The following is a 21,405-nucleotide window of genomic DNA, read 5'->3' as shown; positions in this document are numbered from 1 at the left end:
GACAAAGATATTTTTTAAAGATGAGACTAATTTTCTCAATCATTTTCTTAATCCTATCTCTTTTTAGTTCTGCTCAGTTTTTAGATACAGGTGGAAACTTGATTATTGATGGTCGAAAATATTTAAAATCTAAAGTTGATACAACAGGTCGAAAATCTGGTTGGGAAATTTATGGTGCAAATACATTAACCGTTAATCAAAATACTTTTTCTAATTGGATGGCAGGTGGAGAAAACTCTGTTTCATTAAATGCTAAAGCTGATTACGAATTCAATTTCCGAAAAAAGAAACACTTTTGGGATAATCGTTTTATTTTAGAATATGGTTTCTTAGATAATAAAACTAATGGAACACGCAAAACTGCTGATAATTTAAATATCACAACTTCATATGGTTATTTAATTAAAGAAAAGTGGTATTTAACCTCTTCTTTAAATATACGTTCACAATTTTCTGCTGGATATGATTATTCTGCAACACCAAAAAAGAAATTATCCAATCTTTTTGCTCCAGCTTATGTAACAATAGGTATTGGTGCTAATTATACTCCTAATTCTAATTTCTCTATTAGTTTTCAACCTTTAACTTCCCGAACAACAATTGTAGCAGATAAAGATTTACAAAGGAAAGGAACTTATGGTTTGCGTAGCGATGGAGATACATTTCTTTTCGAAGTTGGTGCATATTTAGGAGGAAGATACAAACTAAAACTTTTTGAGAACGTGACTTACGATAACAATATTGGAATTTTCTCTAATTATTCTAACAAATTTTATAATTTAGATATCGTATATGCTGGATTATTAGATATGAAGATTAATAATTTCATGTCAACACAACTAACAATAAATTTGATTTATGATGAAGATCAAGTTGCTGAAACACAATTTAAACAAGCTCTCGGAATTGGTTTGACTTATAAAATAGATAGTACAAAGAAAAAAGAAAAGAAAAAACGTCGAAAAAAAGAAATTCTCCCTTATTTTGATACTTCAGGAATAATTCCGATTAAATTACAAAAAATAAAACTCGATAAACAAAACTATGATCGTGTTTTCGATAAAAACACGATTGACGAAAAATCAACTTACATAAAATCTGAATCTATTTTTTTAGAATAAATTATTAATTAAATCAGCTTAACTATAATGAAAAAAATTTTATTTGTACTAGTAATAATTGGAAGTACTTCTTCTTTTGCTCAAACGGTAAAAGATGGGAAAGTATCTACAGATAGTAAACGTTATTTAAAAGATCAAAAATTTGAAGGTCGCCAACCTGGATGGTTTGTTTCAGGAAATAACTCTCTTTTATTTTCTCAAAGTGCATTCAGTAATTGGGTTGCAGGAGGAGTTAATTCATTTGCATTGAATGGAAATATTGATTACGAATTTAATCTAACTCGAGAAAAACATATTTGGGATAATCGAGTTGTTTTGGGATACGGAATCCAAACCAATAAAGGTGAAAGCTCTCGGAAAACTAATGATGTTATCGACTTAACTTCTTCTTACGGCTACAGCATCGGAAATAATTGGTATTTAGCTGCTTCAATGAATTTCCGTACACAATTTACAGAAGGCTTTGATTATTCAACTGATCCAAAAACGAAAATTTCAAATTTAATGGCTCCAGGTTATTTAAGTTTAGGTTTGGGAGTTGATTACAAACCGAACGAAAATTTCCAAGTTAATATTCATCCATTCACACCAAGAATGACTTTTGTTTTAGACAAAGATTTACAGAAAAAAGGAAACTTTGGACTTAAAAATGATGGAGATAATACTTTGTTTGAATTCGGTGCATATTTAGGTGCGCGATATAAATTAAAGATAATGGAAGGCATTATGTATGATAATCGTGTTGGAATCTATGCTGATTATTTGAAAAAATTTGGAAATATGGACGTTGCTTATCAAGGAATTTTGGATATGAAAGTAAACAAATTTATTTCTGCTCAAGTAAGTGTCAACTTATTGTATGACGAGGATCAAATTAAGAAAACACAAATTAAACAAACACTTGGAATCGGATTTAATTACAAATTCGACAACACTCCTCCAAAAGTTGAAGAAGCTCCAGCAACGGCTTTTATACAAGAAGCTCCTATTTTCGAAGAAAAACAAGATACTGTAGAAATGGCAACGAATATTTTGAAGAATGAACCTATTCTTAATGAAACAAAATTAGTCGCACAATAATATTTTCAACCTGCTTTTGATAAGCAGGTTTTTTATTTTCGTATTTTTACAATTCAATAAAAGTATAAAATGACAAAAAATATTTTCGGCGCTCTTTTACCTCAAATTTTAATAATTATATGGGCAGCTTTTGAATTGTATATTGGATTAAATAATGAGCAAAATAATCGTATCATTATTAGTATTGTTGTTATTTTTATTTTTACTCTAATTTCAATCGTTACTTTAGCTAAAGTGATCAAATATCCCAACGATCCAACTTATTTGAAGAAAAAGTAAAATAGTATGAATGTTATTCTTAAAACTGAACGATTAACTTTGAAATCAGTCACAATTGATGATACTGAAGCAATTCATCAATTACATTCTATCGAAGAAGTTGATAAATATAACACTTTAGGAATTCCAGAAAATATAGAGGTTACAATTCTTCATGTAAAAGATTTAGTAAAATCTAATCAAGGAGAACAACCACAAGCTTATACTTTTGTTATCGAAAATGACAATCAATTTGCTGGGTTAATTTCTCTAAATTTAGGTCGAGCTAAATACAAAAATGCAGAAATTTGGTTCAAATTACATCCAGATTTTTGGAACAAAGGAATTGCAACCGAAGCTTTAAAAGAAATTATTTCTTTTGGATTTAATACTTTAAATCTTCACAGAATCGAAGCTGGATGCGCAGTTGATAATATTAGTTCTTACAAAGTTCTTGAAAAAGTTGGCATGATACGAGAAGCGCATACAAGACAATTACTTCCTCTAAAATCTGGTTGGACAGATAATTATGGTTACGCTATTTTATCGACTGACTTACGATAAAAATTAAGTCATTCCAAACTTGTTTTGAAATCACATCTTATTTGATAACAAGTTCAGCTTGTTTACAAATTCTCCCTTAAATTTCGTAAACTTGTGTTATAAAACAACAAAAATGAAATTAATCGGTCCTTTCAGACAAATTATAACACTTGCCAATTTACCTTTAAAAGGTGCTATTCACGAAAATCAAGTCGAAGTTCTCGAAGATGGAGGAATTATTATTAATGATGAAACAATTGTAGAAATTGGAAATTTCGAAACACTTTCTCACCAACATCCAACCATCGAAATTGAACAAATAGAAACAGAACAAATTCTTCTTCCTGGATTTGTGGATTCGCATACACACGTTTGTTTTGGAGGAAATCGCGCCAAAGATTTTGCAATGCGTTTGGACGGAAAAACTTATTTAGAAATTGCCGAAAGTGGTGGTGGAATTTGGTCTACTGTAACAGAAACACGTAAGAAAACAGTTGACGAACTGAAAGATATTACGCTAAAGCATGTTGCGCAATTAACCAAACAAGGAATCACAACTGCTGAGGTTAAATCGGGTTATGCACTTTCTGTTGAAGGTGAAATTAAAATGTTGGAAGCGATAAATATGGCGAATCAAGAAAGTGAAATTGATTTAGTTCCAACTTTTTTAGGTGCTCATATGAAACCAAAAGATTTTGAAGGTTCGAACAAAGAATATTTAGAACTTTTGGTGAAAGAAGTTTTTCCAAAATTAAAAGCTGATGATTTAACAAATCGTGTCGATATTTTTGTGGAACAATCTGCTTTTTCTGTTGAAGAAGGCGATTATTTTTTGAATGAAGCAAAAAATCAAGGATTTGAAATTACGATTCATGCTGATCAATTTACAGCTGGAGGAAGTTATTTAGCAACAAAATATAAGGCATTAAGTGCAGATCATTTAGAATTTTCTGGTGAAGAAGAAGTGAAAAATCTTGCCAATTCTGATGTAGTTGCAACAGTTTTACCTGGCGCTTCTATCGGTTTGGGAATGCAATATTCTCCTGCTCGAAAATTGTTAGATGCTGGTTGTTGCGTTTCGATTGCTTCGGATTGGAATCCTGGTTCTGCTCCAATGGGAAATCTTCTGACACAAGCTTCTGTTTTGGCTACTTTCGAGAAATTATCAATGGCAGAAGTTTTAGCTGCAATTACTTTTCGTGCGGCAAAAGCACTGAATTTAGCTGATCGCGGCACAATAGAAAAAGGTAAAAAAGCCGATTTTATCAGCTTCTCTACCTTCGATTATCGTAATATTATCTATTATCAAGGGCAATTACAACCAACGCATGTTTGGAAAAATGGCGCGTTGATTAATCAATAGTGTAAATATTATCAGGAGTGATGGTGTTTGTCGGCGTATAAATTAACCAATCGGTAATCATTTCTTGCGGATAAAGACCTTCATCTCCTTCATTCAAACCTTCTACAGCATAAGGACGATTCAAACAAACACCAAAAATTTCGTTGTTTTCATTGATTCCGTACACATCAAACCAAATATGTTCCTTATTCATTTCATGATCAACATCAAATCCTAATTTGATTAAAAATCGATAATAATTCTCTTCATCTGCTTCTGGATTAAAATACGTGTTAAATGCTTTTTTATACGATTCAAAACGTTGATAAGCCAAGGCTGACATTCGTTCCGTTTCCTGATCGCTGATAAAGAAAATCGGATTATCTGCAATTGTTGCTGCATAAACTTCTGGCGTTAACGTATGTCCCTCTTGCACCGCTAACAAAACGCCACAAGGCTCATAATTTTCGTTTTCTGGCTGACGTTCATTGTAACCTCCAGGAATTGTTGCAGGATAATCTTTTACCACATCTTCCCAACGTTTCCAACAAAATGTAATATCCAAACCATCATAACCAATATTAAATTCTTCATTTTCTGGCGAACGAAAATCTGGTTTGATAAACGCATTTACAATCATATCCAAAGCCGAATTCATCTGCTCTACTCCATCTTTGATGTTCAACATTTCCAATTCCACAGAACCGCAACGATGCAAACCATGTGTATGCATCCAATAAACGCGATCGCCATTTTCGTCCTCATCATAAACGCCATGTATCACATATAAATACGAAGGCGCAGGCGGAATTTCTGACTCTGCTGTTACTTTCGCCCATTTACCAGAAAGCAAACGATAAGGCATAAAATCGACAACAATAGACGGATTCTCGACAATGGCTTGCATAATTTTTAGTTGCAAATGAAAACTATCCAACGCGTCATTTCCGAAATACATCACAGATTCCAAATAAAAATCTTGTTGAGTCGCAATTTCCATTTCTTCATCAGAAATCATATTTCCGAAGCCAAATTCAGAATAATCGTTACTTTTCGCATCCACAACATACAAATTCACATCAAATTCTTCTTCCAAATAAGACACTACAAGTTGATATTCTTGCTTCACCGCTCCATTTTCGTCTTTATCAATTTCGATAAGATCAAAATTAATTAATTGAAAATAATTAGTTGATTTCAAACTTTTTTCGATTGATTCTCTCGAGAATACAAAATCTTTCGACGAAGGAAAAATTCCCATTGTAGAAGGTAAACTCAATCCATCTTCTGCAATTCCTTTGTACAATTCTTGATTTGTCATAGTTATTTTTAGTTTGTTTTTTGTTAAAGGTAAATGTTTTAAGTTCATCAAAATTTTAGCAAAATGTTAAACTTTAAAATGATTAAAGATGATAATTCAGTTCGCATTACGTTAATTTATTGTAATTTTGTTCGCATAATTTTACAATTATGATAGCATCTATGACAGGTTACGGTAAAGCCGTATTGGAATTACCTGAGAAAAAAGTAACGATAGAAATCCGTTCTTTAAACAGTAAAACACTGGATTTAAACACGAGAATTCCTTCTTTTTATCGTGAAAAAGAATTAGAAATCAGAAACCTTATTTCAGAAAAAGTTCAACGTGGAAAAGTTGATTTTTCGATGTTAGTAGAGTTAAATCCTGCTGCAAGAAATCAAAATATAAATGCTGAATTAATCAAAAGTTATATGGCAGAATTCAAATCAATCACACCAAATGTGACTGATGGTGAATTGTTACCTGTAGTAATGCGCCTTCCAGACGTTATTTCGTACACGCAAGACGATTTGGGTGAAGACGAATGGAATCAAATTCGTGCAACAATTATTGACGCAATTGACGCTTTAAATCAATTTAGATTAGATGAAGGAAAAGTTTTAGAGAAATATTTGACTTTAAACTTGAATAATATTTTGGAGCTTTTAACACAAGTTGTGCCTTTTGAAAAAGAACGAATTGAGGCAATCAAAGAACGTTTTAATAAGCGTTTAGAAGAAGTGAAAGTTGATATTGATCAAAATCGTTTTGAGCAAGAATTAATTTTCTATGTGGAAAAATTGGATATTACGGAAGAAAAAGTTCGTCTAAAAAACCATTGCGAATATTTCTTGAAAGAATTAGCTGGAACTGAATCTAATGGAAAAAAACTTGGTTTTATTTCGCAAGAAATTGGTCGTGAAATTAATACATTAGGTTCAAAATCAAATCATTCTGAAATGCAAAAAATTGTAGTTCAGATGAAAGATGAATTAGAAAAAATTAAAGAACAATCGTTAAACATTTTATAATGAAAAAAGGAAAATTAATCGTCTTTTCAGCTCCATCAGGTGCAGGAAAAACAACTTTGGTTCGTTACGCTTTAGAACAATTGGAGAATATCAAATTTTCTATTTCTTGTACAACTAGAGATAAACGCGAAGGTGAAGCTCACGGAGAAGACTATTATTTCTTAACACCAGAAGAATTTAAAGCAAAAATTGCAAACGACGAATTCGTAGAACACGAAGAAGTTTACCGCGATAATTTTTATGGAACTTTAAAATCAGAAGTTGATCGCATTACATCAGAAGGAAATTCTGTGATTTTTGATATTGATGTTATTGGTGCATTGAATATCAAAAAATTGTACGGAGATCAATGTTTAACGGTATTTGTAAATCCTCCATCTTTGGAAATTTTGAAAGAACGTTTGATTTCTCGCAACACAGAAAGCGAAGATAAATTGAAACAGCGTTTGGACAAAGCAGGAATTGAAATGGAAAAAGCAAAAGACTTTGATATCATTTTATTGAACGACGATTTAGAAACTGCAAAAGCAAAAACCTTAGAAATTATTACAGATTTTATCAAGTAAAATTTTTTATTATTAATATATAAATGCCTCGAATAAATAAAATCGAGGCATTTTTGTTATCTTTAAATTCAAAAAAATTACTTCATAAATGGAAATAGAAAATAGTTTAGAAATTAACAACGCCAATATTCATTATTATCACCACGAAATAAATCCAGAAAGACCAACTCTTATTTTCTTACACGATTCTTTAGGTTCTACACAACTTTGGAGAGATTTCCCAAAAGAAGTTGCCGAAAAAACGAATTGTAATTTATTCATCTACGATAGAAAAGGTTATGGAAAATCTTCACCTTTTACCATTTATCGTCGTGAATTAACGTATATGCATGATGAAGCAGATTTTCTAAATGATTTGGTTCAACATTTCAACTTCAAACACATTATTTTATTTGGTCATAGCGATGGCGGATCGATTGCGTTACTTTATGCTTCGAAATTTCACCAAAATTTACAAGGAATTGTTGTAGTTGGTTCGCACATTATTGTGGAAGAAATTTCATTGCAAGGAATTAGAGAAGCTAAAATTGCATACACAGAAACTAATTTAAAAATGCGTTTAGAAAAATATCACGGAGAAAATACGCAGAAAGTTTTTGAGATGTGGACAGAAACTTGGTTACGTCCAGATTTTATTGATTTTGATATTCGAGAAGAATTAAAAAATATAGAATGTCCAACATTAGTTATTCAAGGAATTGATGATGAATTTGGTTCGATTGAGCAAGTAAATGGAATTATCAATAATGTAAAAGGAAGAAAAGAAAGTTATCTTGTTCTTGATGCAAAACATACGCCCTACAAAGAAAATAGAACGCCTACTTTGGTAAAAACAGTTGAGTTTATTGATTCGTTATAACGAATCAATAAACCTAAATATTACTATTTTATTCAATTTTTCTCCTACGTTTTATCCATTTATAAACTTCAAACCACAAAACCGATAACATTGCTACAAGCATTGCTATTACTAATTCTTTTAGATTTAATGAAGAAACTTTAAAAAATAAAGAAATTGGCTTTATATACAATATTGCAAAAAGTATAAGCAATGTAAGAATTGTAACGCCAACCATTAAATTATTTTTATTTTTAAAACTTGACCACAAACTATAATAAAACGATCTATTCGTTAAACTCAACCAAACATTCGAGAAAATCAACGTTGTAAAAACCATTGCTCGAGTTTTTTCTTCATTTCCTCCTAATTGGTAAGTGTATTGATAAACAAAAAGCAATCCTAATGTGATTATAATTCCTTGAATAATACTTGCCGAAAGTTCTTTCCAATTCAAAAAAGTTTCCGTCATAGGACGAGGTTTTTCGTTCATAGAATTTTTCTCTAAAGGCTCGTTTTCATACACAATAGAACACGTTGGTCCCATAACCAATTCTAAAAAAATAACATGAACAGGTGTGAAAATTTGCGGAAAAGCCCAACCTAAAAATAACGGTAACGAAACAATTAATATAATTGGAATATGAATCGAGATAATGTATTGAACAGCCTTTTTAAGATTCGTATAAATGCGTCTTCCAGCAGCTATTCCGACAACTAATTTTCCTAAATCATCATTTGTTAAAATTAATTGCGCAGCTTGTTTGGCTATTTCAGTTCCTTTTTCGCCCATTGCAACACCAATATGTGCGGCTTTCAATGCTGGTCCATCGTTTACTCCATCGCCCAACATTGCAACTACTTCTCTATCCTCTTTCAAAGCTTTTACGACGGCTAATTTTGCTTCGGGAAACATTCGTGCAAACAATACTTTTTCGTCGGCTACTTTTAATAATTCTTTTTCAGAAAGTTGTGTAATTTCACTTCCTGTAATGCAATCTTCAGCATGAATAATTCCAGCCTGATTAGCAATACTCATTGTAGTTTCAGGATTATCTCCTGTAATTACTTTTACTTTTATTCCGGCATTATATATTTTCTCAAAAACCTCATTTATTCCCTTTTTAGGCGGATCATAAAAGACAACAAAACCTAATAATTCAAAAGGTAAATCTTGTTGATGTTTTGGAAAATCGTTTGAATTAAAAGTAGATTTTGCAACACCCAAAAGTCGGAAACCTTTTGTCCCAAAATCGCGAATAACGTTTCGCAAATGTTCTTTTTGTTTATCAGAAAGATTCGAAACTTGTAAAATAGCTTCTGGAGCTCCTTTTGCCGCAATTATTTGTTGATTTTCATTATTTTTAAAACAATGTGTCATCATCGGAGGTTTTCCTGACAATGGATATTCGTGAAACATTTGATAGTTAGCTCGAACATCGTTTTGCGTTGCTTCATAAACACGATGCAATGTTTTTTCCATCGGATCAAAAGGAACCGGTTCGCTGCTCCACATTGCATATTCTATCAATTCAGAAATCGTTTTGTCATGAAATTGATTTTCTTCGAAAATAGCATCTGTTTTAAAATCGTAAATCGCTTTTAACTGCATCGAATTTTCGGTAATTGTTCCTGTTTTATCACTGCAAATTACAGTTGTGCTTCCTAGAGTTTCTACTACACTGCTTTTTTTAACGATAATTCCTTCACGCATTAATTTCCACGAACCTAAAGCCATAAATGTGGTAAAAGCAACTGGAATTTCCTCTGGTAAAATAGACATTGCCAATGTTAATCCGCTTAATAAACTGCTAATTATGTCTTTTGTTTGAATGTAATTAACCAAACAAACCAATAGAAAAACGACGATTCCGATGATTGCCATTCCTTTTACAAACTTTTCGATTTGCAATTGCAAAGGCGATTTTTCTTCTTTAATGGATAGAATCGAAGTTCCTATTTTTCCTAACTCGGTTTGCGAACCAATAGCCGTAACTTCAAAAAAAGCCAAGCCCGAAACAGTTAAGGTTCCACTATAAATTTGAGGGTTTTCTATATCTTTAAAAACCGACATACTTTCGCCAGTTAGAGCCGATTCATTTACAGAAAAATCATTACTATGAACAATTTTTCCATCAGCATTTATCATTTTTCCTTCTTCGGTTACACATAAATCTCCTACAGTGATTTCGTGCGTAGGAATTTCTATTAAACGTCCATTTCGAACAACCGAACTCAAAGGCTCGTTCAGCTTCTCGAGTTCTTCCAAAGCTTTCTGATTACGAGTATCCTGATAAAAAGAAATTCCTGTTAAAGCCAAAATCGCAACAAACATAAAGGTCGCCTCGCCAAAATCGCCAACAAGCAAATAAATGACCGAAACAACAATTAAAATAATCGTCATAGGTTCTTTCAAAATATCGAACAACATACTGTACCAAGTACTTTTATGCTCGTTTTTTATTGCATTATCGCCGTATAATTGTTGCGATTTTTTTACTTCAGAATCAGATAATCCTTTTAAATGATCGGGAATTTTTATAGACATTATTTCAATCGATTAGTGTTTACTAAAGTTACACCTAAATCTAATTAAAAAATAGTTTAATCATTGATTATGTCCTATTTAGATTTGATTTCAATTAAAACAAAAAAATCATTTCAAATGAAATGATTTTTGCTCTATTATTAAGAAATTAATTTTCGAATGCATCGCAGTTTATGCGAATATTTTTGTGAATCGGTATTAAAAATTCCATTTGTATCAATTGGATCAATGCGAACTTTCCCGTGTGCATGTAAAATATTTCCATTTCCACACATAATTCCGACATGAATAATTCGACCTTCTGCATTATCAAAAAAAGCTAAATCTCCTGGCTCTGCTTCTTCCACAAAACTCAAAACATCTCCCATTTCTGCTTGTTGATAAGCATCTCTCGGAATTTTGTAACCGCCTATTTTATATACTTGTTGCGTTAAACCAGAACAATCAATTCCAAAAGAAGATTTTCCGCCCCATAAATATGGAACATTTAGATAAGCTTTTGCAATTTCAACCAATTGATCTTTGGATTTTTTACCAGAAGTATATACACCAAAATATTCAAAACATTTTGGACCAATTTTGATTTTACTTTCATTCAAAGCACGAACCTCAGCTCCAATTGTCAATGTCATTGGTAAGCCGTTTTCCATTGCATGATTGTACGGATTGATAGCAAATTTCTCGATCGAGTCTTTGTTGTATTCTTCTTCCGAAATTTCTACAATTTGTTTTTGATCAAGCCAACCTTCATAACCATCAAAAGCTAACTGAACTTTCGTCCATTTTTCTAATTCTTCTAAAATAATCAACTTTTCTCCAAACAAAACCTGACTCACCATTTCTGATGAATCTCTTGCTTCGGAGCGCAATGGCGCAACACTTACTTGACAAATGGCGTACTTCATTATTTTTTTCGAATTAATGTAATTCCATCACGAATTGGTAAAATGATCGATTCGACACGTTCATCTTTCGTTACCATCTCATTAAATTCTTTCAAGATTTTTGTCGAAGGATCTTTCTTATCTTCCTCCTCCATCATCACTTTTCCGTACCACAACACATTGTCAACCAACATTGCTCCTCCGGGACGAAGAAGTTCCAATACTTTCTCGAAATAATAAGGATAACTCTCTTTATCGGCATCAATAAAAGCTAAATCTACAGAATCTTTTTCAATTGTATTCAATTCTTCGCGCGCATCATTGATTCTGAAATCAATTTTTGAGGCAAATTCTGATTCATCAAAATACTTTCTGCAAAGATATTCTAACTCATCATTTTTATCCATCGTAATGATTTTTCCATCAGCAGTCAAACCTTCTGCCAAACACAATGTTGCGTAACCTGTAAAAGTTCCTAACTCTAAAATAGTTTTAGGCGCTAAAATCTTCGACAAAATGCTTAACAAACGACCTTGATATTCGCCCGAAATCATGTGTGGCTGCGTTGTACATTGGTAAGTTTCAACACGTAAACGGCTCAAGATTTCAGGTTCTTGATCCACATGATGATCTAAATACGATTCTAAAACTGGTGAAATTTTTATCATACCTTTAAAAAGTCTACAAAATTACAAAAAATGCATTGAATCTCGGCTATATAAAGGAAATTTAGATGAGAAAATTTATCCAAAATAATCAAACCAAAAAAGCATTACTTTTTGGGTAATGCTTTTTGTTTTGAAAATTATTTTGATAAGCTTAGACTAAATCTCAACTATATTTTAAACTTTTCCTTTCTGAATAACAGTTACAATATCTGGATCTAATAATGTTGATGTATCGCCAAAATCAGTTTCGTCACTTGCAATTTTTCTCAAAATACGACGCATAATTTTTCCGCTTCGCGTTTTTGGTAAACCTGAAACAAACTGTATTTTATCTGGTTTTGCAATTGCTCCAATTAATTTAGAAACTCCATTTTTTATTTCTGCTTCAAGTTCTGGTGAACCTTGTACTCCATCTTGTAAAATCACGAAAGCATACAAAGCATTTCCTTTGATATCATGAGGATAACCAACAACTGCACTTTCTGCTACAGCTTCGTGTTCATTTATTGCATTTTCTATTGGCGCAGTTCCTAAATTGTGTCCAGAAACAATCACCACATCATCTACACGCCCTGTAATTCTATAATTTTCCATTACATCGCGATACGCTCCATCTCCCGTAAAATAATATCCTGGAAATGTTGAAAAATAGGTTTCTATATAACGTTTATGATCTCCATAAATAGTACGAGCCATAGATGGCCAAGGAAATTTAATTGCTAAACGTCCTTCTGCTTTCTCATTTACTGCTTCTACTTCTTTTCCTTGTTCATCCATTAAAACTGGCTGAATTCCAGGAAGTGGTAATGTTGCAAACGTTGGACGAAGCGGCGTAATTCCTGCTAATGGCGAAATCAAAATCGAACCTGTTTCGGTTTGCCACCATGTATCTACAATTGGACAATTTCCTTTTCCAATATAATCATTAAACCAGTGCCAAGCTTCTTCGTTAATTGGTTCACCAACTGATCCTAAAACTTTAAGACTTGATAAATCATACTTCTCGACATAGTCTAACGACTCACGAGCTAACGAACGAATTGCTGTTGGAGCTGTATAGAAATGTGTCACTTTTAATTTTTCGACAATTTCCCAAAAACGTCCAAAATCAGGAAAACTTGGAATTCCTTCGAACATTACCGAAGTTGCTCCACAAGCCAAAGGTCCATAAATAATGTAACTATGTCCCGTAATCCAACCGATATCTGCTGTACACCAATAAATATCATTGTGTTCCATTTGGAAAATATTATCGAACGAATAAGCCGTTTCTACCATATATCCACCACATGTATGCACCATTCCTTTTGGTTTTCCCGTAGAACCAGAAGTATACAGGATAAACAAAGGATCTTCGGCATCCATAATTTCCGCAGGACAATTATCATCTACTTTATGCATTTCGTCCATCCAAAATTTATCTCTTCCTCCTACCATTGATGTTGGTTCTATTGCACGACGGTAAACTATACATGTCTGAATAGATGGACAATCTTTTAATGCCTCATCACAAATCGCTTTTAAATTAATAGGCTTTGTTCCACGATAAACTTCGTTTGCAGTTACCAAAACTTTACATTGAGAATCATTAATACGAGAAGCTATTGCGGAAGAAGAAAATCCTGCAAAAACAATTGAATGCACTGCACCAATTCTTGCACAAGCTAATAAGGCTATTGCCAACTCAGGTATCATTGGCATATAAATACATACACGATCTCCTTTTTCTATTCCATTATTTTTTAAAACATTTGCAAATTGGCAAACTTTTGAATGTAATTGTCGATAAGTAATAATTCTAGTTTCTTCTAAAGGGTTATTTGGTTCCCAAATTAAAGCTGTTTTATTTCCATTTTTTTCTAAATGACGATCTAAAACATTTTCAGTAATATTTAACTTACCTCCTTGAAACCATTTAAAATCTGCCTTTTCAAAATCATATTCAAGCGGTTTTTCCCATTTCTGCTGCCAAACAAAATTTTCAGCAATCTTATCCCAAAATTTTTCAGGATCTTTTACACTCTTTTTGTACTCTTTTTTATATTCAGAAAAAGAGTGAATTCTAAAATCATTAATCATTTATAAAATATTTTGTGGTTTTGAGTACACAATATAAAAAAAACGAGCGGATTTATCAAATCAGCTCGTTATTTTTTAATAATGAATAAAATATTAATTATTTTCCTTTATATGGACTTGCTTTATAATATGCTAAAGCTGTTGGTAAAGCCTCTTTTATTTTCATGATACGTGTAGCATCCGAAGGGTGAGTACTTAAAAATTCTGAAACACCTGCTGAGCCACTTTTAGCAGCCATTCGTTCCCAAAAAGGAATAGCTTGAGATGGATCATAACCAGCCATTGCCATCAAATATAATCCTGTAACATCAGCATCTAATTCCATCTTACGAGAATAATTTAATAAACCAACTTGCGCTCCTACAGGATACAATTGTTCAAAAACTTTTGCATATTCTGCGTTTCCAATCGATCCTCCAACGATTTGCCCTAAACCTTGAGCTGCCATTTGTTGAGAAGCTTGCTCCGCACTGTGACCAGCCAAAGCATGACCTATTTCGTGCCCTAAAACAACTGCTAAACCTGTCGCATCTTTAGTTATAGGTAAAATACCTGTATAAACTGCAACTTTACCTCCAGGCATACACCACGCATTTACTTCGTTTGCATTCAACAACGTAAATTGCCATTGATAACCTTGTAATTGAGAAGATATTCCTTTTTCTTGATAATATTTTTCAGCGGCATATTTTAGACGTTCCCCTACTGTTTGCACCATTTTTGCATCAGCAGTACCAGTAATCACTTTACCTTGTTTAAGAACTTGAGAATACTGATTATAAGCTGTCGGAAATAAATCTGCGTTCGATACTAATGACAACGATTTACGTCCTGTAACTGGATTTGTAGCACAAGAAGCTAAGACTAAAGCTCCTGCAGCGGTTAAAATTATTTTTTTCATATTTTTAAGTTTATTTACCGAGTTTCTTTTTGATTTCATTCAATTTCATCAATGCTTCAACAGGTGTTAAAGTATTAATATCTGTGTTCATAATTTCTTTTCGAATCGATTCTAAAATTGGATCATCTAACTGAAAGAAACTTAATTGCATATTATCTTGCGTTATTTTCTCCGTTTTATTCGAGATTCCTTCATCTGTTTTCGTTGCTTCCAAGACCTTTAACACATCATTCGCCCTGTCCACCACTCGCTTTGGCATCCCAGCCATTTTAGCAACATGTATACCAAAACTGTGCTCACTTCCTCCTTGAACTAATTTTCTCAAAAATAATATTGTATCTTTTGTTTCTTTAATACTTACATTAAAATTTTTGATACGTTCCATCGATTTTGACATTTCATTCAATTCATGATAATGTGTAGCAAACAATGTTTTTGGTTTCAAGGCACTTTGATGTAGAAATTCTGCAATTGCCCATGCGATTGAAATTCCATCATAAGTTGAAGTACCTCTACCAATTTCATCCAACAAAATCAAACTTCGTTCCGAAATGTTATTTAGAATACTTGCTGTCTCATTCATTTCGACCATAAATGTTGATTCGCCTGACGAAATATTATCTGAAGCACCAACTCGTGTAAAAACTTTATCAATAATTCCTAAATCTGCAACTTGTGCTGGAACAAAACTTCCCATTTGAGCCATCAAAACAATTAAGGCAGTTTGACGTAAAAGTGCTGATTTACCAGACATATTTGGTCCAGTAATCATAATAATTTGTTGATGATCCGAATTTAACTCAACATTATTCGACACATATTGTTCGCCAATTGGTAATTGTTGTTCAATTACAGCATGGCGACCTTCTTTTATATTTAACTCAAAACCATCATTAAGAGAAGGTTTAGTGTAATTATTTTTCTCAGCTATTTCTGCAAAAGTTGACAAAACATCCAAAAATGCAATTGCTTTTGCCGTTTGTTGAATAGGTAAAAGTTTGGTGATAATTTCTTGTAATAATTCAATAAATAATTGATTTTCTATAGCAAGAATTTTTTCTTCTGCGCCAAGAATTTGTGTTTCGTATTCTTTTAATTCTTCGGTAATATAACGTTCTGCATTCACCAAAGTTTGCTTACGAATCCATTCTTCTGGCACTTTATCTTTGTGCGTATTTCGAACTTCAATATAATAACCAAACACATTATTGAATGCAATTTTCAAGGACGAAATTCCAGTTCGCTCTGTTTCGCGTTGACACATTTGATCCAAATAATCTTTTCCAGAAAACTGAATTTTTCTTAATCGATCCAATTCTTCCGAAACGCCTTCTCTAATCACATTTCCTTTTACAATTTGATGAGGTGGCTCATCAGAAAGTGTATCAAAAATCTTTTGCGTTAAATCGTCAATCGGTTCTATTCGCGTAAATAAATCCGAAACTTCTTTGATATTTGATTGTTCAGCAACTTCTTTTATTTCTTCCGAAATTTTCAAACTTTGTGCTAATTGTTGTAATTGACGAGGTGTAATTTTACCTGTCGAAACTTTTCCAGCTAAACGTTCTAAATCGGTTAATTGTCCTAATTTTTCGCGTAGATCGTAACGTAAATCTCCAAATTTGTGGAAATATTCAACAATATTTTGACGACGTTGAATTGATTTCAAATCTTTCAACACCATTACCATCCAACGATTCAGCAAACGAGCACCCATCGGAGTTTTGGTATCATCTAAAACATTTAATAACGTAACACCTTTTGGATGTGGAGAATAAACCAATTCTAGATTACGAATCGTGAATGGATCCATCCACACAAAACTATCTTGATTAAGACGCTGAATAGATGTTAAGTGCTGAATTTCGAAATGATGCGTATCGTCCAAGTAAGCTAAAATAGCACCAGCAGAAATAATTCCATCTTTTAAATCTTCGATTCCAAAACCTTTAAGATTCTTAGTTTTGAAAAGATTGGTTAATTTATCAATTGCAAAATCATATTGAAAAGCCCAATCATCCAACAAAAATTTACTTTTTACGTCAGAAAAATTGTATTTGACACGTTTTTGATAAATCACTTCACTTGGTCGAAACGATTGAATAATCTTCGCCACTTGATCTTCTTGTCCTTCAGAAACTAAAAATTCTCCCGTCGAAACATCTAACAACGCAATTCCAAAAGTTTTATCACCTTGATGAACAGCCATCAAAAAGTTGTTCGATTTTGACGATAAAACCTCATCTTGCAACGCAACACCAGGCGTTACTAATTCTGTAACACCACGTTTTACGATACCTTTTACCATTTTTGGATCTTCGAGCTGATCACAAATTGCAACACGCAAACCAGCTTTCACCAATTTCGGTAAATAAGTATTCAAACTATGATGAGGAAAACCTGCCAAAGCACTATTATCAGAGCCATTGGCGCGTTTCGTTAAAACTATATCTAAAATGCGAGAAGCTCGCACAGCATCTTCTCCAAATGTTTCGTAAAAATCTCCCACACGGAACAACAACATCGCATCAGGATATTTCGCCTTGATCGTGTTATATTGTTTCATTAGAGGAGTTTCCTTATTCTTTACTACTTTTGTCAAATTATTATAAATTTTGAACAGCTAAGTTAGTTAAAAACGAAGTGATGAGAAAACTAAAATTAGACGAATTAGGTCGCGTTTCTGCGGAAGAATATAAAGCTATTGAAAAACATCCGATTGTTGTGGTGTTAGATAATGTGAGAAGTATGCACAATGTTGGTGCAGTTTTTAGAACTTCTGATGCTTTTTTAATTGATAAAATTTATTTGTGCGGAATTACAGCAACTCCGCCTCATAAAGAAATTCATAAAACTGCAATTGGTGCAGAAAATTCTGTTGATTGGGAATATGTAAAAGATTCGAATGAATTGGTTGCAAAACTAAAAGAAGATGGTTATCAAATTGTAACGATTGAACAAACCGAAGGTTCTGTTTTGTTGAATGAATTTGAAGTTGACCAATCTCAGAAATATGCAATTGTGATGGGAAATGAGGTTGATGGTGTACAACAATCAATCATTGATCAATGTGATACGTGTATCGAAATTCCACAATCTGGAACAAAACATTCGTTAAATGTTTCTGTTTGTACAGGTATTATTTTATGGAAATGGTATGAAGGATTTATGAAATAGCGGTAAGCAATAAACAAAACAAAAAACTCCAACTTTTCATCAAGTTGGAGTTTTTTGTTATTAAAAATTTAATCTTAATCCAGCTCCATTATTAGAAACTAAAAATTTAAAATCTAGATTTGATTTATTATAAGCTAAATTTTGCTTGTTATAAGTTGAAATAGAGTTTTTAACCGAATTAGCTCCTATAATTTTCAAAACAATACCAGAAGCTGCCAATCCTCCTCCTATAAAAAATAAAATTGAAGTATTATTTCTTTCTTCTCCTGAGTTAGCACTACTTACATTTGCAATTCCATTTCCTACAAATAATCCAGCCCCAACACCTATTAAAATGGTTCCAATATTTTTTTGTGTCACTCCATTTTTATATTGTTGTAGTGCTTTATTATCAGATTCAAGAATATTAATTAACTCTCCTTTAGATAATTTTTTTCCATCTAATAAAACATTTCTACTATTAATATATTCAAGCTGATAAACCTGCTTAGACACTTTAGTTAAATTGTTTTCTTTTAAATCATATTTATCTGTCAAAGCAATTCCATCAATTGATAAGATTGAACTTTTATATAAATGCTCTCGTTGTTGACTACTTAAATTAAAAAAATAGATTTTATCTCCTTCTTCTTCTAAAGAACTAAATTTAATTTTCTGATTATTCTTCAAAATCATTTCTCCATTTTTTATAGTAGAGAAATTAATTTCTTGGGCAAATAAACTCGCCGAAAAGCACAGACATAAAGTCAAAAATAAGTTTTTCATATTCATATTAATTTTTGCAATAATACAAAATATATAAATCTAAAAGTTTTAAAAATTCACTGAAACATTAATCCATTCTGGATCAAAATCAGCGTTATATTTTTTGTAGAAATTAATTGCAGGTTCATTCCAATCCAAAACTTGCCAAACCATTCCATGGTAATTATTCGCTTTTCCGTAAACAATTAATTCATCCAATAATAATTTACCAATTCCAGAACCGCGCATTTTTTCGGTTACGATTAAATCTTCCAAATATAATCTGCGTCCTTTCCAAGTTGAATAACGATCGTAATGCAACGCAATTCCTTCTACATTTCCATCCACTTCTGCGACCAAAGAACCCCAAACTGGTTTATCTCCAAATCCACATTCTTCCATTTCTTCTAAGGTTACTGTTACTTCGTCTGGTGCTTTTTCGTACAAAGCTAATTCTCTAATTAATTCCAAAATTCGAGGACAGTCTTCTTTTTTTGCCTCTCGTATTATTACATTTTTCATTATTGTATGATGTTATTTTTTCTACTTATAGATTCTTCGACAAGCTCAGAATGACAAATACGTTCATTGTTATGAGATGCTGGAACGAGTTCAGCATGACAAGCTCTGGAATTCTCTCCTCGAATTTCTAACTTAAATTGTCATTCCAATTTCAATTCCTTTGATACGACGATACAATTCAGTTGCATAATTATCAGTCATTCCCGAAACATAATCCAAAATCCCCATTACCTTTTGATACTTAGTTCCTTTTTCGTACAAAAACTGAGCAGGAACTAAACGCAAGGCTTTTTTCTCAAACGTTTTACGTTCTTTTTCATCTTTTAAAATTGGAGGAATAAATTGCGAAAGTAATTCAGACATTACATTATAACCTGCATTTTCAATTTCGAGAACAGAACGATGATTGTAAATATTTTCAATCGAGAAACGTTGAATTTCGTCCAAAACTTTTTTTGTTACTTGTTCTGTTTCATTTTTAATAACATCTAATAAAGCTGTTTTAAATTCTCCTTTTACAATCTGATCAAAATTATTTTGATAAACCTCAACCGATTTTTGAGTCAACAAATTAATTGATTTTGCACGTAAGTAAGCAATTCTATCATTTTTATCTGAAATCGATTTCAATGTATTTTTTGTTTTATCAATTTGAGATGGATCTAAAGATTCAACTAAATTCAAGAATAATTTTCGGCATTTATCGTGATCAATAATTCCTAAACGTTGCGAATCTTCAACATCGATAATCGAATAACAAATATCATCAGCCGCTTCAACCAACCATACAAACGGATGTCGCTTGTAAATAATTGGCGAATCTTGTTCCAAAATCATGTTTGTTTTTTCAGCAATCGTAATGAATGCTTCTTTTTGCGCCTGAAAAAATCCAAATTTCTTTCGATGCAATTGACTTTTATCTTTTGCAACCGATTCACATGGATATTTTGCAATAGCAGCCAAAGTAGAATACGTCAAACGTAAACCACCTTCCGATTTTCCGTTTTGTTGTTGTGTTAAAATTCGGATTGCATTTGCATTTCCTTCGAAATTGATTAAATCAGCCCATTCAGCTTCAGTAAAATATGGTTTCAAATCTGTTTCATGACGATCAAAATAGGATGCTATAGCATCTTCTCCTGAATGTCCAAAAGCTGGATTTCCGATATCGTGACACAAGCACGCCGCCGAAATAACATCGTGAATACTATATTTATAAAATTCTTGCGACTCTTTTGTCAATTGATAATTTTCAGTAATAAACTTTCCAATCAAATTTCCCATCGAACGTCCAACTGAAGAAACTTCCAACGAATGCGTTAATCTATTATGAACAAAAACACTTCCTGGTAATGGAAAAACCTGTGTTTTATTTTGTAAACGACGAAACGCAGACGAAAAAATAATACGATCATAATCACGCTGATATTCAGATCTCGCATCAGAAGTATTATTTGTATTACTGCGTTGATTGGTATAAATATGATTTAGAAGTTCCATAAACTGATTTAGAAAACGAATTTAACGAATAATGTTTAGTCCTAAAAAAATCCGAACGGTTTCGTTCGGATTTTTGATTTTATTTGATATAATAGTATAATACTTCAGAGTCAAAAATACTTTTTTTAAGTCTTATATTTTCAACTTCATTATTCGGTATCTCAATATCTCCTAACGAAGTTTTTTGAAAATAATAATAAATCTTACCATTATTAGCTTCTAATTTTATTATCGGATCATTGTGATCATAATATTTACTCGCATTCTTAATTGGATAATTTATTGCCAAAGCTTTATCTACAT

The 21,405-nt window shown here is 32.3% G+C and carries 19 protein-coding genes; 9 read left to right on the top strand and 10 right to left on the bottom strand.

Annotation, left to right across the window (positions count from 1 at the left end):
- Positions 1-20 precede the first annotated feature (20 nt).
- The 5 genes from E4J94_RS02695 to hutI all read left to right on the top strand — a co-directional run bounded on the left by E4J94_RS02695 (position 21) and on the right by hutI (position 4,365).
- A complete protein-coding gene (locus E4J94_RS02695; RefSeq protein WP_135834346.1) occupies positions 21-1,121 on the top strand; it encodes a DUF3078 domain-containing protein in 1,101 nt (366 codons plus the stop codon).
- Positions 1,122-1,148: 27 nt separating this feature from the next.
- Positions 1,149-2,201, top strand: a complete 1,053-nt coding sequence (locus tag E4J94_RS02690) for a DUF3078 domain-containing protein (protein ID WP_135834345.1) — start codon at positions 1,149-1,151, stop codon at positions 2,199-2,201.
- A 69-nt stretch (positions 2,202-2,270) separates the two neighbouring features.
- A complete protein-coding gene (locus E4J94_RS02685) occupies positions 2,271-2,480 on the top strand; it encodes a hypothetical protein (protein WP_135834344.1) in 210 nt (69 codons plus the stop codon).
- Positions 2,481-2,486: 6 nt separating this feature from the next.
- The gene (locus E4J94_RS02680) at positions 2,487-3,023 is read left to right on the top strand and encodes a GNAT family N-acetyltransferase (protein WP_135834343.1); all 537 of its coding nucleotides are present in this window, start codon (positions 2,487-2,489) and stop codon (positions 3,021-3,023) included.
- A gap of 112 nt (positions 3,024-3,135) precedes the next feature.
- Complete coding sequence (gene hutI / locus E4J94_RS02675; protein WP_135834342.1) at positions 3,136-4,365, top strand: imidazolonepropionase; 1,230 nt, start codon at positions 3,136-3,138, stop codon at positions 4,363-4,365.
- On the opposite strand, the gene E4J94_RS02670 is transcribed toward hutI, so the two are convergent.
- Entirely contained in the window at positions 4,355-5,665 is a 1,311-nt protein-coding gene (locus E4J94_RS02670) for a DUF4026 domain-containing protein (protein ID WP_135834341.1), read from the bottom strand. The genes hutI and E4J94_RS02670 overlap by 11 nt on opposite strands.
- 149 nt (positions 5,666-5,814) lie before the next feature.
- Between E4J94_RS02670 and E4J94_RS02665 the strand changes: the two genes are divergently transcribed.
- The 3 genes from E4J94_RS02665 (at position 5,815) to E4J94_RS02655 (ending at position 8,100) form a co-directional block, all read left to right on the top strand.
- On the top strand, positions 5,815-6,675 hold the full coding sequence (locus tag E4J94_RS02665) for a YicC/YloC family endoribonuclease (RefSeq protein WP_246034241.1): 861 nt from the start codon (positions 5,815-5,817) through the stop codon (positions 6,673-6,675).
- Positions 6,675-7,241, top strand: a complete 567-nt coding sequence (gene gmk / locus E4J94_RS02660; RefSeq protein ID WP_135834340.1) for a guanylate kinase — start codon at positions 6,675-6,677, stop codon at positions 7,239-7,241. Before E4J94_RS02665 ends, gmk begins: the two co-directional genes overlap by 1 nt.
- An 88-nt stretch (positions 7,242-7,329) precedes the next feature.
- Entirely contained in the window at positions 7,330-8,100 is a 771-nt protein-coding gene (locus tag E4J94_RS02655) for an alpha/beta fold hydrolase (protein WP_135834339.1), read from the top strand.
- A 28-nt stretch (positions 8,101-8,128) separates the two neighbouring features.
- Here the strand turns inward: E4J94_RS02655 and E4J94_RS02650 are convergent, their stop codons facing one another.
- The 6 genes from E4J94_RS02650 to mutS all read right to left on the bottom strand — a co-directional run bounded on the left by E4J94_RS02650 (position 8,129) and on the right by mutS (position 17,725).
- Positions 8,129-10,627: a cation-translocating P-type ATPase gene (locus tag E4J94_RS02650; RefSeq protein ID WP_135834338.1), complete on the bottom strand. Its 2,499-nt coding sequence runs from the start codon at positions 10,625-10,627 to the stop codon at positions 8,129-8,131.
- A gap of 140 nt (positions 10,628-10,767) precedes the next feature.
- On the bottom strand, positions 10,768-11,532 hold the full coding sequence (locus tag E4J94_RS02645) for a C40 family peptidase (RefSeq protein WP_135834337.1): 765 nt from the start codon (positions 11,530-11,532) through the stop codon (positions 10,768-10,770).
- Positions 11,532-12,179: an O-methyltransferase gene (locus E4J94_RS02640; protein ID WP_038332050.1), complete on the bottom strand. Its 648-nt coding sequence runs from the start codon at positions 12,177-12,179 to the stop codon at positions 11,532-11,534. Before E4J94_RS02640 ends, E4J94_RS02645 begins: the two co-directional genes overlap by 1 nt.
- A 174-nt stretch (positions 12,180-12,353) precedes the next feature.
- A complete protein-coding gene (gene acs / locus E4J94_RS02635) occupies positions 12,354-14,258 on the bottom strand; it encodes an acetate--CoA ligase (RefSeq protein ID WP_135834336.1) in 1,905 nt (634 codons plus the stop codon).
- Positions 14,259-14,355: 97 nt separating this feature from the next.
- The gene (locus E4J94_RS02630) at positions 14,356-15,159 is read right to left on the bottom strand and encodes a M48 family metallopeptidase (RefSeq protein ID WP_135834335.1); all 804 of its coding nucleotides are present in this window, start codon (positions 15,157-15,159) and stop codon (positions 14,356-14,358) included.
- A 10-nt stretch (positions 15,160-15,169) separates the two neighbouring features.
- Entirely contained in the window at positions 15,170-17,725 is a 2,556-nt protein-coding gene (gene mutS / locus E4J94_RS02625; RefSeq protein ID WP_135834334.1) for a DNA mismatch repair protein MutS, read from the bottom strand.
- An 80-nt stretch (positions 17,726-17,805) separates the two neighbouring features.
- On the opposite strand from mutS, the gene E4J94_RS02620 reads away from it, so the two are divergent.
- Positions 17,806-18,336, top strand: coding sequence for an RNA methyltransferase (locus E4J94_RS02620; protein WP_038332036.1), 531 nt, complete (start codon positions 17,806-17,808; stop codon positions 18,334-18,336).
- Between the two features lie 60 nt (positions 18,337-18,396).
- On the opposite strand, the gene E4J94_RS02615 is transcribed toward E4J94_RS02620, so the two are convergent.
- From E4J94_RS02615 to dgt, 3 genes are all read right to left on the bottom strand, one after another.
- On the bottom strand, positions 18,397-19,101 hold the full coding sequence (locus E4J94_RS02615) for a hypothetical protein (RefSeq protein WP_135834333.1): 705 nt from the start codon (positions 19,099-19,101) through the stop codon (positions 18,397-18,399).
- 48 nt (positions 19,102-19,149) lie between these two features.
- Positions 19,150-19,602, bottom strand: coding sequence for a GNAT family N-acetyltransferase (locus E4J94_RS02610; protein ID WP_135834332.1), 453 nt, complete (start codon positions 19,600-19,602; stop codon positions 19,150-19,152).
- Between the two features lie 132 nt (positions 19,603-19,734).
- Positions 19,735-21,102 carry a dGTP triphosphohydrolase gene (gene dgt / locus E4J94_RS02605; protein WP_135834331.1) on the bottom strand — a complete coding sequence of 456 codons (1,368 nt, stop codon included), beginning with the start codon at positions 21,100-21,102 and terminating at the stop codon, positions 19,735-19,737.
- Positions 21,103-21,405 lie beyond the last annotated feature (303 nt).

Source organism: Empedobacter tilapiae, from assembly GCF_004785645.1.
GTDB lineage: Bacteria > Bacteroidota > Bacteroidia > Flavobacteriales > Weeksellaceae > Empedobacter > Empedobacter tilapiae.
The sequence above is the reverse complement of the archived record's forward strand: the minus strand, read 5'-3'. Positions and strand labels throughout refer to the sequence as shown.

Excerpts from the sequence above, each read along its gene's own strand:
- E4J94_RS02695 (WP_135834346.1), top strand. The coding sequence starts at position 21 with ATGAGACTAATTTTCTCAATCATTTTCTTAATCCTATCTCTTTTTAGT.
- E4J94_RS02690 (WP_135834345.1), top strand. The coding sequence starts at position 1,149 with ATGAAAAAAATTTTATTTGTACTAGTAATAATTGGAAGTACTTCTTCT.
- E4J94_RS02685 (WP_135834344.1), top strand. The coding sequence starts at position 2,271 with ATGACAAAAAATATTTTCGGCGCTCTTTTACCTCAAATTTTAATAATT.
- E4J94_RS02680 (WP_135834343.1), top strand. The coding sequence starts at position 2,487 with ATGAATGTTATTCTTAAAACTGAACGATTAACTTTGAAATCAGTCACA.
- hutI (WP_135834342.1), top strand. The coding sequence starts at position 3,136 with ATGAAATTAATCGGTCCTTTCAGACAAATTATAACACTTGCCAATTTA.
- E4J94_RS02670 (WP_135834341.1), bottom strand. The coding sequence starts at position 5,665 with ATGACAAATCAAGAATTGTACAAAGGAATTGCAGAAGATGGATTGAGT.
- E4J94_RS02665 (WP_246034241.1), top strand. The coding sequence starts at position 5,815 with ATGATAGCATCTATGACAGGTTACGGTAAAGCCGTATTGGAATTACCT.
- gmk (WP_135834340.1), top strand. The coding sequence starts at position 6,675 with ATGAAAAAAGGAAAATTAATCGTCTTTTCAGCTCCATCAGGTGCAGGA.
- E4J94_RS02655 (WP_135834339.1), top strand. The coding sequence starts at position 7,330 with ATGGAAATAGAAAATAGTTTAGAAATTAACAACGCCAATATTCATTAT.
- E4J94_RS02650 (WP_135834338.1), bottom strand. The coding sequence starts at position 10,627 with ATGTCTATAAAAATTCCCGATCATTTAAAAGGATTATCTGATTCTGAA.
- E4J94_RS02645 (WP_135834337.1), bottom strand. The coding sequence starts at position 11,532 with ATGAAGTACGCCATTTGTCAAGTAAGTGTTGCGCCATTGCGCTCCGAA.
- E4J94_RS02640 (WP_038332050.1), bottom strand. The coding sequence starts at position 12,179 with ATGATAAAAATTTCACCAGTTTTAGAATCGTATTTAGATCATCATGTG.
- acs (WP_135834336.1), bottom strand. The coding sequence starts at position 14,258 with ATGATTAATGATTTTAGAATTCACTCTTTTTCTGAATATAAAAAAGAG.
- E4J94_RS02630 (WP_135834335.1), bottom strand. The coding sequence starts at position 15,159 with ATGAAAAAAATAATTTTAACCGCTGCAGGAGCTTTAGTCTTAGCTTCT.
- mutS (WP_135834334.1), bottom strand. The coding sequence starts at position 17,725 with ATGAAACAATATAACACGATCAAGGCGAAATATCCTGATGCGATGTTG.
- E4J94_RS02620 (WP_038332036.1), top strand. The coding sequence starts at position 17,806 with ATGAGAAAACTAAAATTAGACGAATTAGGTCGCGTTTCTGCGGAAGAA.
- E4J94_RS02615 (WP_135834333.1), bottom strand. The coding sequence starts at position 19,101 with ATGAAAAACTTATTTTTGACTTTATGTCTGTGCTTTTCGGCGAGTTTA.
- E4J94_RS02610 (WP_135834332.1), bottom strand. The coding sequence starts at position 19,602 with ATGAAAAATGTAATAATACGAGAGGCAAAAAAAGAAGACTGTCCTCGA.
- dgt (WP_135834331.1), bottom strand. The coding sequence starts at position 21,102 with ATGGAACTTCTAAATCATATTTATACCAATCAACGCAGTAATACAAAT.